Origin of the sequence: Pseudomonas mercuritolerans (assembly GCF_025706525.1) — a bacterium.
Lineage (GTDB): Bacteria > Pseudomonadota > Gammaproteobacteria > Pseudomonadales > Pseudomonadaceae > Aquipseudomonas > Aquipseudomonas mercuritolerans.
The window spans coordinates 214,030-226,663 of sequence record NZ_JAMSHA010000009.1; the positions used below are offsets into that span (position 1 = coordinate 214,030).

Sequence of the window (12,634 nt, forward strand, 5' to 3'; positions counted from 1 at the left end):
GCCTGACCTGCACGGCAGTGGCCCGAGCCTTGCTCTACGCTTATAGCAAGCGCACTTGCGCGTTTCTCTAATAAGTACAAAGCCAAGGAGAACATCATCATGCGTTACGCCCACCCCGGTACTGACGGCGCCAAAGTCTCGTTCAAGAGCAAGTACGGCAACTACATTGGCGGCGAGTTCGTCGCGCCAGTCAAAGGACAGTACTTCACCAATACCTCGCCAGTGAATGGCCAGCCAATTGCCGAATTTCCTCGCTCCACTGCCGAAGACATCGACAAGGCTCTGGACGCTGCACATGCCGCCGCCGATGCGTGGGGCGCCACTTCCGTGCAGGCGCGCTCACTGATCCTGCTGAAAATCGCCGATCGCATCGAAGAGAATCTCGAACTGCTGGCGATCACCGAAACCTGGGACAACGGCAAAGCCATCCGTGAAACCCTCAACGCCGACATCCCCCTGGCCGCCGACCATTTCCGTTATTTCGCCGGTTGCCTGCGCGCTCAGGAAGGCAGCGCTGCGGAAATCGACGGCAACACCGTGGCTTACCACATTCATGAACCGCTGGGCGTGGTCGGCCAGATCATCCCGTGGAACTTCCCGCTGCTGATGGCCGCTTGGAAACTTGCGCCAGCGCTGGCCGCCGGTAACTGCGTGGTGCTCAAGCCTGCCGAGCAAACCCCACTGGGCATCTGCGTGCTGATGGAACTGATCGGCGACCTGCTGCCGCCGGGCGTGCTCAACGTCGTGCAAGGCTTCGGCAAAGAAGCCGGCGAAGCACTGGCGACCAGCAAGCGCATCGCCAAGATCGCCTTTACCGGCTCGACCCCGGTCGGCTCGCACATCATGAAATGCGCAGCGGAAAACATCATTCCATCGACCGTGGAACTGGGCGGCAAGTCGCCGAACATCTTCTTCGAAGACATCATGCAGGCCGAGCCGAGCTTCATCGAGAAAGCCGCTGAAGGTCTGGTGCTGGCGTTCTTCAACCAGGGCGAAGTGTGCACCTGCCCTTCCCGCGCACTGGTACAGGAGTCGATCTACGACGAATTCATGCAGGCCGTGATGAAGAAAGTCAGCCAGATCAAACGTGGCGACCCACTGGACACCGACACCATGGTCGGCGCCCAAGCGTCGGAGCAGCAATTCGACAAGATCCTCTCGTACCTGGAAATCGCCAAGGGCGAAGGCGCGGAGTTGCTGACCGGCGGCAAGGTGGAAAAACTCGAGGGCAGCCTGGCCACCGGTTATTACATCCAGCCGACCCTGCTCAAGGGCACCAACAAGATGCGCGTGTTCCAGGAAGAAATCTTCGGCCCGGTGGTGAGCATCACCACTTTCAAGGACGAAGCCGAAGCCCTGGCGATTGCCAACGACACCGAGTTCGGCCTCGGCGCCGGCCTGTGGACCCGCGACATCAACCGCGCCTACCGCATGGGCCGGGCGATCAAGGCCGGTCGCGTGTGGACCAACTGCTACCACCTCTATCCGGCGCATGCCGCATTCGGCGGTTACAAGAAGTCCGGCGTCGGGCGTGAAACCCACAAAATGATGCTCGACCATTACCAGCAGACCAAGAACCTGCTGGTGAGCTACGACATCAATCCGTTGGGATTCTTCTGATCCAGACGGGGTGAGGCAGGTGTTTCCTGCTTCGCCCTCTGGAGTGTCTTCGCGAGCAGGCTCGCTCCCACAGGTGATTCATGGTCGTACCCAATCCCCTGTGGGAGCGAGCAGGCTCGCGAAAGCGTTGTGCCATTCAACCCAATGGCCTGGCTGTAGCCGGGCCAATAAAACAATAAAAATGGTGAACCCTATGCCAAGCGAATCCCCGGCCGGCGCTCCGGCGACCGGCTCCTCCGTCGACTTCGAAAAAGTCGGCACCGATTATTTCCAACAACGCGAACTGAAAAAAGGCGCCGCCGGCTGGGTGCTGCTGGTGGGCCTCGGCGTCGCTTATGTGATTTCCGGCGACTACGCCGGCTGGAATTTCGGCCTCGCCCAGGGTGGCTGGGGCGGCATGTTTCTCGCCACGCTGCTGATGGCGACCATGTACCTGTGCATGTGCTTTTCCCTGGCCGAATTGTCCTCGATGATTCCCACCGCTGGCGGCGGCTACGGTTTCGCCCGCAGTGCTTTCGGACCGTGGGGCGGTTTTCTCACCGGCACCGCGATCCTCATCGAATACGCCATCGCCCCCGCTGCCATCGCGGTGTTCATCGGTGCGTATTGCGAGTCGCTGTTCGGTATTGGCGGCTGGATGATTTATCTGGCGTTCTACATCATCTTCATCGCCATCCATATTTTCGGGGTCGGCGAAGCGCTCAAGCTGATGTTCATCATCACCGCCGTCGCCGCGCTGGCGCTGGGGGTGTTTCTGGTGGCGATGGTGCCGCACTTCGACGTCGCCAACCTGCTCGACATCCCGGTGACCACTGCGGTCGGCGCCAGTCCGTTTCTGCCGTTCGGCTATGTCGGCGTATGGGCGGCGATTCCCTATGCGATCTGGTTTTTCCTCGCCGTCGAAGGCGTGCCGCTGGCCGCTGAAGAAACCAAAAACCCCAAGCGCGACCTGCCGCGCGGGCTGATCGGGGCGATGCTGGTGCTGCTGATGTTCGCCCTGCTGATTCTGATCGTCGGTCCCGGCGGCGCCGGTGCAAATTCGCTGCTGACTTCGGGTAACCCGCTGGTCGAAGCACTGAGCAAGGCCTACGGTGGCTCGACGTGGATGGGCAGCTTCGTCAATCTCGTCGGCCTGGCGGGGCTGATCGCCAGTTTCTTCTCGATCATCTACGCCTACTCGCGGCAGATCTTCGCGCTGTCGCGGGCCGGTTACCTGCCGCGCAAACTGTCGCAGACCAACAAAAGCAAGGCGCCGGTGCTGGCCTTGGTGATCCCCGGCATCATCGGTTTCGGTCTGTCGCTGACCGGTCAGGGCGACTTGCTGATTCTTGTCGCGGTGTTCGGCGCTACCATTTCCTATGTGCTGATGATGGCCGCGCACATCACCCTGCGCATCCGTCGCCCCAAAATGGACCGGCCGTACCGCACGCCGGGTGGCATTTTCACCTCGGGTGTAGCGCTGGTATTGGCGTGCATCGCCGTGGTGGCGGGCTTCCTCGTCGATCCACGGGTGGTGATCGGCGCGGCGATCATCTATGGAGTGTTAATTGCTTACTTTGCTTTCTACAGTCGGCATCACTTGGTAGCGGGCACGCCGGAAGAAGAATTCGCGGCGATTCAAAAAGCTGAACAAGCCTTGCACTGATTGTCGAAAACCACGGCGCAGACCCATTCTGCGCCGTCACGGAGAACGCTGAATGGCCAGTTTTGCTCACACGGTCGGCGCGCAGACTTACCGCTTCGACAGCCTCAAAGACGTCATGGCCAAGGCCAGCCCCGCCCGCTCGGGGGATTTTCTCGCCGAGATCGCCGCGCTCAACGACGGCGAACGAGTGGCCGCGCAAATGGCCCTGGCGGACATCCCGCTCACACACTTCCTGCAGGAAGCGCTGATCCCCTACGAAGCCGACGAAGTCACCCGGCTGATCATCGACACCCACGACACACAAGCCTTCGCCGTGGTCAGCCACCTCACCGTCGGCGGCTTTCGCGACTGGCTGCTCAGTGATGCGGCGGACGAAACCAGCCTGCGCGCCCTCGCCCCCGGTTTGACCCCGGAAATGGTCGCCGCCGTGTCGAAGATCATGCGCGTGCAGGATCTGGTGCTGGTCGCGCAGAAAATCCGCGTGGTCACCCAATTTCGCGGCACCCTCGGTTTACGCGGGCGCCTGTCGACCCGCCTGCAACCCAACCACCCGACCGACGAGCCGTCCGGCATCGCCGCGAGCATTCTCGACGGCCTGCTCTACGGCAACGGCGATGCGATGATCGGGGTCAACCCGGCCACTGACAGCATCGCTTCGATCTGCGCGATGCTGGAGATGCTCGACGCGATCATCCAGCGCTACGACATCCCGACCCAGGCCTGCGTGCTGACCCACGTCACCACTTCGATCGAGGCGATCAACCGTGGCGTGCCGCTGGATCTGGTGTTCCAGTCGATTGCCGGTACCGAGGCCGCCAATGCCAGTTTCGGCATCAACCTCAACGTGTTGCAGGAAGGCTACGACGCCGGGCTCAGTCTCAAGCGCGGCACCCTCGGGCAGAACCTGATGTATTTCGAAACCGGTCAGGGCAGCGCGCTGTCGGCCAACGCTCACCACGGCGTCGATCAACAGACTTGCGAGACAAGGGCCTACGCCGTGGCGCGACATTTCAAGCCGTTCCTGGTGAACACCGTCGTAGGATTTATCGGCCCGGAGTACCTCTACAACGGCAAGCAGATCATCCGCGCCGGCCTTGAAGATCACTTCTGCGGCAAGTTGCTCGGCGTGCCGATGGGCTGCGACATCTGCTACACCAACCACGCCGAAGCCGATCAGGACGACATGGATACCCTGCTGACTTTGCTCGGCGTCGCCGGGATCAATTTCATCATGGGCATCCCCGGCTCGGACGACATCATGCTCAATTACCAGACCACTTCGTTTCACGACGCCTTGTACGCCCGCCAGACCCTGGGCCTGAAACCGGCGCCGGAGTTCGAGCAATGGCTGGCCAACATGGGCATCTTCACTCAGGCGGACGGCAAGGTTCGCTTCGGCAACAACCTGCCGCCGGCCTTCCGCCAGGCCTTGGCGCACTTGGGATGACTCTTATGGAAAAACCTCCGGTCGATCCGCAAAACCCGTGGCTGGAACTGCGCCGCCTGACCCCGGCACGCATTGCCCTGGGCCGCACCGGCACCAGTCTGCCGACGCGGGCGCAGCTGGATTTTCAGTTTGCCCACGCCCAGGCCCGCGATGCCGTGCACCTGGCCTTCGATCACAGCGAAATCAGCGCACAACTGAGCGAGCGCGGGCGGGAAACCCTGGCGCTGCAAAGCGCCGCGCCGGACCGACACACCTACCTGCAACGCCCGGATCTGGGGCGCAAGCTCAGCGATGAATCGGCGCAGACCTTGCGCGATTACGCCAGCGCCCACCCGGGCGGGGTCGATCTGGTGCTTGTCGTCGCTGATGGCCTGTCGGCGCTGGCGGTGCATCGGCACACGCTGCCATTCCTGACGCGCCTGGAAGAACAGATGAGCGGCGACGGCTGGTCCGTGGCGCCGGTGGTGCTGGTGGAACAGGGCCGCGTCGCTATCGGTGACGAGATCGGCCAGCTGCTCGGGGCGAAAATGGTGGTAATGCTGATCGGCGAGCGCCCGGGCCTGAGTTCGCCGGACAGCCTCGGGCTGTATTTCACCTACGCGCCGAAGGTCGGCCTCACCGACGCCTATCGCAATTGCATTTCCAATGTCCGGCTTGAAGGTTTGAGCTACGGCATGGCGGCGCATCGCTTGCTGTATCTGATGCGCGAGGCCTGTCGGCGGCAGCTGTCGGGGGTCAACCTGAAGGATGAAGCTCAGTTGCACACATTGGAGGCGGACGACGCTGTCGACATGAAAGGCAACTTCCTGCTCGATCCACCGCCAGCCTGAACCGTTTCCGCATTGCCTTTCTGCGCTGCTTTCAGGCAGGATCGACGCACGGCCGCCCGGGTTTCCCATCGCCGTCAGAGCAGTTGAAGACAGCCACTTGAAGACGAGACCTATCATGCGGATTATTCAAGCGACCCTCGAACATCTGGATTTGCTGACTCCTTTGTTCGTCAAATATCGCGAGTTCTACGGCTCCCTGCCTTACCCGGATTCCTCCCGCGCGTTCCTCGAAAAACGCCTGCGCCGCAAAGAGTCAGTGATCTATCTGGCCCTGGCCGACGATGATGACAAGAAACTCATGGGCTTCTGCCAGCTCTATCCGAGCTTTTCGTCGCTGTCGCTCAAACGCGTGTGGATTCTCAACGATATCTACGTTGCCGAAGATGCGCGCCGGCAACTGGTCGCCGACAACCTGATCCGCACTGCGAAGAAAATGGCCAAGGAAACCCAGGCCGTGCGCATGCGCGTATCGACCAGCGCAAACAACGAAGTGGCGCAGAAAACCTACGAATCGATCGGTTTCAAGGAAGACACCGAGTTCAAGAACTACGTACTGCCGATCAGCGACGAGCTCTGAACCCAAAAGATCGCAGCCTTCGGCAGCTCCTACAGCGGAACGCGTTCCAATTGGAGCTGCCGAAGGCTGCGATCTTTTGAGGGCTGACAATTGTTCACAGCACGACACTCCCCGCTACAAAACCGGCGCGCTTTTCAGCGGTCAGACCGTATAATCCCGTTCTTTCCGGCTTGTAAGAAAAACTACACCCCGCTGTAGGCTTACACGAAGTCATCCGCACAGGCCTGCCGAGTCGGGCCGTCATACAGGTGCCCCCATGGATTTCAACCCGCTCGACCTTATCCTGCATCTCGATGTGTACCTCGATTTGCTGGTGAACAACTATGGGCCATGGATCTACGCCATCCTGTTTCTGGTGATCTTCTGTGAAACCGGTCTGGTGGTGATGCCGTTCCTGCCGGGCGACTCGCTGCTGTTCATCGCCGGCGCGGTGGCCGCAGGTGGCGGCATGGATCCGGTGTTGCTCGGCGGACTGCTGATGCTGGCGGCGATCATGGGCGACAGTACCAACTACGTGATCGGACGCACGGCCGGGGAGAAGCTGTTCAGCAACCCGAACTCGAAAATCTTCCGTCGCGACTACCTGCAGAAAACCCACGATTTCTACGACAAGCATGGCGGTAAGACCGTGACCATGGCGCGTTTCCTGCCGATCATCCGCACCTTCGCGCCGTTCGTCGCGGGCGTGGCGCGGATGCCGTACCCGCGTTTCTTCGGCTTCAGCGTGCTCGGCACCATCCTCTGGGTCGGCGGCCTGGTCACTCTGGGTTACTTCTTCGGCAACGTGCCGTTCATCAAGAAAAACCTCTCGCTGCTGGTGGTGGCAATCATCCTGCTGTCGCTGGTGCCGATGATCATCGGCGTGGTGCGCAGCCGTTTCGGCGGCACCAAAGTGCAATCGCACTGATCCGATGTGGTCACTGAGCGCCTGGCGACGCCGGCGCCTCCTGGCCAGGCACCCGATTGCCGACGACCTGTGGCAACGGGTGCGCCACCAACTCTCCTTCCTCGATGGCATCAGCGCTGCTGAAGACCAGTGGTTGCGTGAAGCGTGCGTGCTGTTTCTCGACGACAAACACCTGACCGCCCTGCCCGGTGTCGAACTGCATCAGGAGCAACGCTTGCTGCTCGCCGCGCAAGCACAGTTACCGCTGCTGCATCTCGGTGATCTGAACTGGTATCAGGGTTTCCACGAGATCGTGCTGTACCCGGATGACTTCCTCAGCCCGCAACGTCATCGCGATGCCAGCGGCGTCGAGCATGAGTGGGACGGCGAACACAGCGGTGAGGCCTGGCAGCAGGGGCCGGTGATTCTCGCCTGGCCCGGCGTACAGGCCAGCGGTGGCTGGGAAGGCTACAACCTGGTGATCCACGAACTGGCGCACAAGCTCGATATGCTCAACGGCGACGCCAACGGCCTGCCGCCACTGCACACCGACATGCGCGTCAGCGACTGGGCCGAAGTGATGCAGGCCGCCTACGACGACCTCAACCGCCAGCTCGACCACGATCCCGATACCGAAACTGCCATCGATCCCTATGCCGCCGAGAACCCGGCGGAGTTCTTCGCCGTCACCAGCGAATACTTCTTCAGCGCCCCGGATCTGCTGCATGAGGCTTATCCACAGGTCTACTTGCAACTGCAGCTTTTCTACCGGCAGGATCCGTTGGGCAGACTGCGGCAACTTCAGGCCACAGACCCGGTCTATCAGGCGCACGACTAAGCTCTGCACGACTTCTGGTACGTGGCGTCGGCGTAGGAATGTGCCTATAATCGCCGCCACTTTTTGGTCAATCCGGCCAAGTGTTTTTGGTCAACTACGGGGGCAACGCCCAATGAGCTACAGCAAGATTCCGGCTGGCAAAGACCTGCCGAACGACATCTACGTCGCGATCGAGATCCCGGCCAACCACGCGCCGATCAAATACGAAATCGACAAAGACAGCGATTGCCTGTTCGTTGACCGTTTCATGGCCACCCCAATGTTCTACCCGGCCAACTACGGTTACATCCCGAACACCCTGGCTGACGACGGTGATCCCCTGGACGTGCTGGTCGTGACCCCTTACCCGGTAGCGCCAGGCTCGGTAATCCGCGCCCGTCCAGTCGGCATCCTGAACATGACCGACGACGGCGGCGGCGATGCCAAAGTCATCGCAGTGCCACACGACAAGCTGTCGCAGCTGTACGTCGATGTGAAGGAATACACCGACCTGCCGCCCCTGCTGATCCAGCAGATCGAGCACTTCTTCGCGAACTACAAGGATCTCGAGAAGGGCAAGTGGGTCAAGATCGAAGGCTGGGCCGGTGCAGACGCCGCCCGCGAAGCGATCACCAAGTCGGTTGCCGCCTACAAGGGCTAAGCCATTGCGCTTTGCGTGACGCTTGAAAAAACCCCGGACATCCGGGGTTTTTTGTTATTGGCGTCTGCATAATCGACTCGGTTGTTCAGGTCGATGTAACTCGAAATACACCTTGGTCGGCCCCCTCTCCCTCCGGGAGAGGGTTGGGGTGAGGGCTCTTGAAAAAGCCCGGGTAAACAAACCGTTTAAATTCCTACATGCAGTTTTAATCTGTTTAATTTCCCACAAGTACGTCTTACATCCCGTCGCAAAATACAGGCTTTTTTTGAACGCCCGGTTTATTCAAACCGCTCTAGTCCGGCCGTAGACTCCGTGTTTATGAGAAAGAACACTAGCGGTCCACGATTCAAGGCACTCCTGGAAGCAGCGAACATCAGCACCACGGATTTCGCAAGGTTCTGGGGCACGGAAGCCCAAAACGTTCATAACTGGTACACCCGGGGCGTCCCGGCGTATCGCATGGAAGAAGTCTCACGCCTGTTGTCGGTCAATAGTGAATGGCTGAAAACCGGGGAAGGCGTCAAGGAGGTCGCGCGCCTGCACCCACCCGCCAGCAACGGCGACACGTTCGATGCCCAGTCGATCTGCGGCGTCTACACCGTCATCAACCCCAGCGACATTGACCTGGCATTTTTCAAGGAAACCCCGATCGCCAACGGCGACGGCAAAACCCACGTCATCCTCGACCCCGACCAATCCCTGCGCCTGCCCCGCGCCCACCTCGATCAACTCGACATCCAGCACGCCAACGCCATCTGCGCGCACATGATCGGCAACAGCATGGCCGATCGCATCGAGGACGGCTCCATCGTCGCCATCGACCGTGGCCTGACCCAGGTCGTCGACGGCGAAATCTACGCCGTAGAGCACGACGGCATGCTGCGCATCAAATACCTGCACCGCATGCCCGGCAACGGCCTGCGCATGCGCAGCCACAACAGCGCCGAATACCCCGACGAGGTCTTCCGGCCGGCGCAGATCGAAGAGCAGCGGATTCACATTCTTGGCTGGGTGTTCTGGTGGTCGACACTGGGCAAGCGCCGGCCGGTGGTGCCGTTTCTGTAATTGTTTGCCAAAACCTGTGGGAGCGGGCTTGCCCGCGAAGAGGCCCTGACAACCGGTACAAATCCCGAGTTTGTACCGCTTCAGTCGCTCTAAACCGCACTCGAGGCTGGGAATCCAGAGCAAAACTCAGTATCCTGCGCCCCACATTCGCGCATCGACCCGCCCAGCGGCTCGGATGACGCCCGACGCGGCAGGCCAACGTCTGACCAAGTCCCACAGCCGGACGCAGATCCGGATGTACGTTTTGAAGGCTGGCGCGGTTTACCAAAAATAAACCAAGCCAGTCCCCGAGAAGCCGGCCACAAGCCGGCTTTTTAATGCCTGCAACAAACCATATCCATTGCTGAAACCGCATTTCCCGCTTGTATAGCGCCCAATGCACTGGTTACCGTCCCGCCAAAAATCGCAGGGAACATAATGCCCAGAATCTCATGCCCCATTGAGGAAGCGCTGGAGCGCGCCGCCGAACGAGGCGAGCCGCCTGCCGAAGATAAGTTGGCCAGTGAAGAAGATGACGAACTTGCCGCCATCGTTCACGAGCGCCTCGCCGCTCCTCAGCGAATGCAGGTCAGTCTGGCTGATCTGTAAGCTGTTTGAACGCCCAGCTACAATTGCAGAATTTGTCCAACAACTTGTTGGACAAATGCCCCTTACGGATAACTGAACGACTTCACCAGCGTCAATTCCCCGGCCGTCCGCATCGGCACTACAAACGTCTCCATCTTCTCGCTCGGCGTGCCTTCTTCAGTAATCACCGTCACCTGCGCCGTGGTCAGCGCCTGCACCGCTTCGTCCCCACCTCCATCATCCCCGCGATACCCGCCGCCGTAATAATTCACGTAGACCAGATACTGCCCCTTGATCGGCGCGGGCATGGCGGCGATTTCCGGGCCGTAGCCGGTGGTGACGTCGACGTCGAGGGCGGCGCCGTTGGGTGCGACGCGGTTGCCGTACCAGATGTGGGCGCCATCGGGGGTGATCAGGTGCAGGTCGAGGTCGGTGCCGTCGCTGTCCCAGGCCAGCAGGACGCGCAGTTTGGCCGGGGTGGCGCCGCCGCGGGCGTTGAGGAATTGCGTGCGGTGGCGTTGCTGGCCGTCGGCGCTGCGCACTTCGACGCTGTTGCTGCCGTTGGGGAAGGAGAACGGGCGATCGAAGCCGCCGGCGGGGTCGATTTTCAGCGGCATGCTGACGCCGTTGACGATCAGGCGGCCGGGTTCGTTGTTCTTCGGCACGGCTTTGATCTGGCCGCTGATTCTGGCGGTATTGGCCTGGCCAAGCGGTGTGTTGACCGACGAGGCCGGATAGTTGACGGTCTGGCGGAAGCTCTCGCCCTCGCCTTGCGGTGCGCCGCTGCGCCAGCCGCCCACCGGGGTGTCGAGTTTGACGCCATCGGCGGCGAATGCTTGCGGCAGCACGTTGAGGGCACAGAGCAGCAGCAAGACCTGTGGATAACGGAGTGTCATGGTCTATTCCAGCAAAAGGTGACGGGCGAGCCCTTCGATGTAGGTTTCATCCTGGCCGTTGGGGTGTGCTTCGAAGGCCAGGTGCAGATATTCGTGGGTCAGGTCGAGGCGATCCTGCAGGCTCAGCACGCCGCGCACGTAAATCCGCTGGCGTTCGCGGTCAACGAAGGGCCGGCCGAAGGCGAGTTTGCATACGGCGAAAGTGCTGACTTCGTTGTAGCCGGTTTCGCTTTCCAGCGTCGGACGCCAGCCGCGTCGCTGCTTTTGCAGCCAGTCTTGCGCGGCGGGCAATGCTTCGCAGGAGGCGACCGGGTTGTCCCAGCGGCTGAGGCTGGCGCGTGGATAGGCGTGCAGCAGAATCGCGTCGTAGCGCTGGCCGGCGTTCGCTTGCTCGACGGCTTGCTGCCAGGCGAGTTTGTCTGGGCCGGGCTGGTCGGAGTGATAGGTGACGGTGCTGCCAGCCATTACCAGGTCCGCCGTCCACGCCGCGATGTTGCGTGACTCGGCCGAGGCCGGGCGCGGGGCGACGCGCTGGCGATTGCTGCTGTCGTCGATGTTCAGGCAATCGCCGTTGCGTGTGGCGTTTTGTAGCAGATAAGTGCGGATCGCTACGGCCAGCGCCTTGGCGGCTTCGGCGGGTTGCGATTTGGCTTCGCGCTCAAGGACGCGGGCGACATATTCTTCGCGATCAAGCCTTGCGACGAGTTTGTCGTTAAGCAGAAACAGTTCGCCACCGCTGTGGATGTCCAGCGCATTGCCGTTGGCGAATTCGACGCGATAGTCGCCGCGCAATGGCCCGGACGTGGCGACACGATCCCCGACCAGAACCTTCGAAACCGGATATTTCGAAAACAGCCGGACTTCCACACAACGCCCCGCGTCCGCTGGCCACGCCGTCGGCAACACACTGGCCAGCGCCTGAGCGTAATGACGCAGAACCATTTGACTGGTACCGCGTCCACCCGCCCAGACCGGTGCGCCGTCGGCGCTCCAGCCGGCGAATCCACCTTGCCGCGATTGTGCATCCTGGTCGCCGAGCCAGCTCCAGGTCTTCACCCGCAGGCGCCCGCCCAACTCGCCAACGACATTGCCGTCCGCCGCGTTCAGCACGACATCGAGCAGCACGCGGCGCATCTGTTCCTGCGCTGGCAGCAACGCCAGAACGCTCAATAACTCGGCAACCGAAACCCTTGTTGCCGGTTGCACGGCTGGCAAATCCAGCAACCACGACGGCGCCTGCCGCGCCTGCCAATACGCTCGCCAATCCGTCGCTGCAATGCCCAACCGCGCCGGTTCGAAATACAGACCGCAGGACTTCACCAGTGCCTGATCCCGCTCGATCCTGCCGCCCGCCGAGCAGCAATAAACTTCTTCTTTGGACTGCCCGCGACATTCATAAGCCGGTTCCCGTGCACCGGTATCCACCAGCCACGCGTAGACGAACAACTTCCACAGACTGCCCAGCGGCGCATCCAGCGACGCTGGCAACAGTTCGCGCTTGATCAGTTGCGTCTGACTCAACGACAACAACTCGCCCTGATAGGCCACGCGCAACGGCTCGTCCTGCGCTGTCGCCAGCGCAGGCATCACGTACATCAGCAGCCACAACAGCGGCCGGCGCAT

General features: G+C 61.2%; 12 protein-coding genes. 10 read left to right on the forward strand and 2 right to left on the reverse strand.

Annotated features, from left to right (window positions below; all coding sequences use genetic code 11):
• The first annotated feature begins 99 nt into the window (after positions 1–99).
• The 10 genes from exaC (at position 100) to ND528_RS23975 (ending at position 10,136) form a co-directional block, all read left to right on the forward strand.
• A complete protein-coding gene (exaC, locus tag ND528_RS23930; RefSeq protein WP_024014465.1) occupies positions 100–1,620 on the forward strand; it encodes an acetaldehyde dehydrogenase ExaC in 1,521 nt (506 codons plus the stop codon).
• A gap of 193 nt (positions 1,621–1,813) precedes the next feature.
• On the forward strand, positions 1,814–3,265 hold the full coding sequence (eat, locus tag ND528_RS23935) for an ethanolamine permease (protein ID WP_024014466.1): 1,452 nt from the start codon (positions 1,814–1,816) through the stop codon (positions 3,263–3,265).
• Between the two features lie 52 nt (positions 3,266–3,317).
• Positions 3,318–4,712 carry an ethanolamine ammonia-lyase subunit EutB gene (locus tag ND528_RS23940; protein WP_263471362.1) on the forward strand — a complete coding sequence of 465 codons (1,395 nt, stop codon included), beginning with the start codon at positions 3,318–3,320 and terminating at the stop codon, positions 4,710–4,712.
• 5 nt (positions 4,713–4,717) lie between these two features.
• A complete protein-coding gene (gene eutC / locus ND528_RS23945; protein WP_073475689.1) occupies positions 4,718–5,542 on the forward strand; it encodes an ethanolamine ammonia-lyase subunit EutC in 825 nt (274 codons plus the stop codon).
• A gap of 115 nt (positions 5,543–5,657) precedes the next feature.
• On the forward strand, positions 5,658–6,119 hold the full coding sequence (locus ND528_RS23950) for a GNAT family N-acetyltransferase (protein WP_016773002.1): 462 nt from the start codon (positions 5,658–5,660) through the stop codon (positions 6,117–6,119).
• A gap of 256 nt (positions 6,120–6,375) precedes the next feature.
• Entirely contained in the window at positions 6,376–7,026 is a 651-nt protein-coding gene (locus ND528_RS23955; protein ID WP_016773001.1) for a DedA family protein, read from the forward strand.
• 4 nt (positions 7,027–7,030) lie between these two features.
• Positions 7,031–7,843 carry a M90 family metallopeptidase gene (locus tag ND528_RS23960; protein WP_263471363.1) on the forward strand — a complete coding sequence of 271 codons (813 nt, stop codon included), beginning with the start codon at positions 7,031–7,033 and terminating at the stop codon, positions 7,841–7,843.
• Between the two features lie 112 nt (positions 7,844–7,955).
• Positions 7,956–8,483, forward strand: coding sequence for an inorganic diphosphatase (gene ppa, locus ND528_RS23965; RefSeq protein WP_003205933.1), 528 nt, complete (start codon positions 7,956–7,958; stop codon positions 8,481–8,483).
• Positions 8,484–8,801: 318 nt separating this feature from the next.
• A complete protein-coding gene (locus ND528_RS23970) occupies positions 8,802–9,548 on the forward strand; it encodes a S24 family peptidase (protein ID WP_073475694.1) in 747 nt (248 codons plus the stop codon).
• 417 nt (positions 9,549–9,965) lie between these two features.
• On the forward strand, positions 9,966–10,136 hold the full coding sequence (locus ND528_RS23975; RefSeq protein ID WP_212617228.1) for a hypothetical protein: 171 nt from the start codon (positions 9,966–9,968) through the stop codon (positions 10,134–10,136).
• Between the two features lie 62 nt (positions 10,137–10,198).
• Here the strand turns inward: ND528_RS23975 and ND528_RS23980 are convergent, their stop codons facing one another.
• A complete protein-coding gene (locus ND528_RS23980; RefSeq protein WP_130912723.1) occupies positions 10,199–11,011 on the reverse strand; it encodes a YfaP family protein in 813 nt (270 codons plus the stop codon).
• A 3-nt stretch (positions 11,012–11,014) separates the two neighbouring features.
• The gene (locus tag ND528_RS23985) at positions 11,015–12,634 is read right to left on the reverse strand and encodes a DUF2300 domain-containing protein (protein WP_263471364.1); all 1,620 of its coding nucleotides are present in this window, start codon (positions 12,632–12,634) and stop codon (positions 11,015–11,017) included.

Excerpts from the sequence above, each read along its gene's own strand:
- ND528_RS23940 (WP_263471362.1), top strand. The coding sequence starts at position 3,318 with ATGGCCAGTTTTGCTCACACGGTCGGCGCGCAGACTTACCGCTTCGAC.
- eat (WP_024014466.1), top strand. The coding sequence starts at position 1,814 with ATGCCAAGCGAATCCCCGGCCGGCGCTCCGGCGACCGGCTCCTCCGTC.
- ND528_RS23950 (WP_016773002.1), top strand. The coding sequence starts at position 5,658 with ATGCGGATTATTCAAGCGACCCTCGAACATCTGGATTTGCTGACTCCT.
- ppa (WP_003205933.1), top strand. The coding sequence starts at position 7,956 with ATGAGCTACAGCAAGATTCCGGCTGGCAAAGACCTGCCGAACGACATC.
- ND528_RS23970 (WP_073475694.1), top strand. The coding sequence starts at position 8,802 with ATGAGAAAGAACACTAGCGGTCCACGATTCAAGGCACTCCTGGAAGCA.
- ND528_RS23985 (WP_263471364.1), bottom strand. The coding sequence starts at position 12,634 with ATGCGCCGGCCGCTGTTGTGGCTGCTGATGTACGTGATGCCTGCGCTG.
- ND528_RS23960 (WP_263471363.1), top strand. The coding sequence starts at position 7,031 with ATGTGGTCACTGAGCGCCTGGCGACGCCGGCGCCTCCTGGCCAGGCAC.
- ND528_RS23955 (WP_016773001.1), top strand. The coding sequence starts at position 6,376 with ATGGATTTCAACCCGCTCGACCTTATCCTGCATCTCGATGTGTACCTC.
- exaC (WP_024014465.1), top strand. The coding sequence starts at position 100 with ATGCGTTACGCCCACCCCGGTACTGACGGCGCCAAAGTCTCGTTCAAG.
- ND528_RS23980 (WP_130912723.1), bottom strand. The coding sequence starts at position 11,011 with ATGACACTCCGTTATCCACAGGTCTTGCTGCTGCTCTGTGCCCTCAAC.
- eutC (WP_073475689.1), top strand. The coding sequence starts at position 4,718 with ATGGAAAAACCTCCGGTCGATCCGCAAAACCCGTGGCTGGAACTGCGC.
- ND528_RS23975 (WP_212617228.1), top strand. The coding sequence starts at position 9,966 with ATGCCCAGAATCTCATGCCCCATTGAGGAAGCGCTGGAGCGCGCCGCC.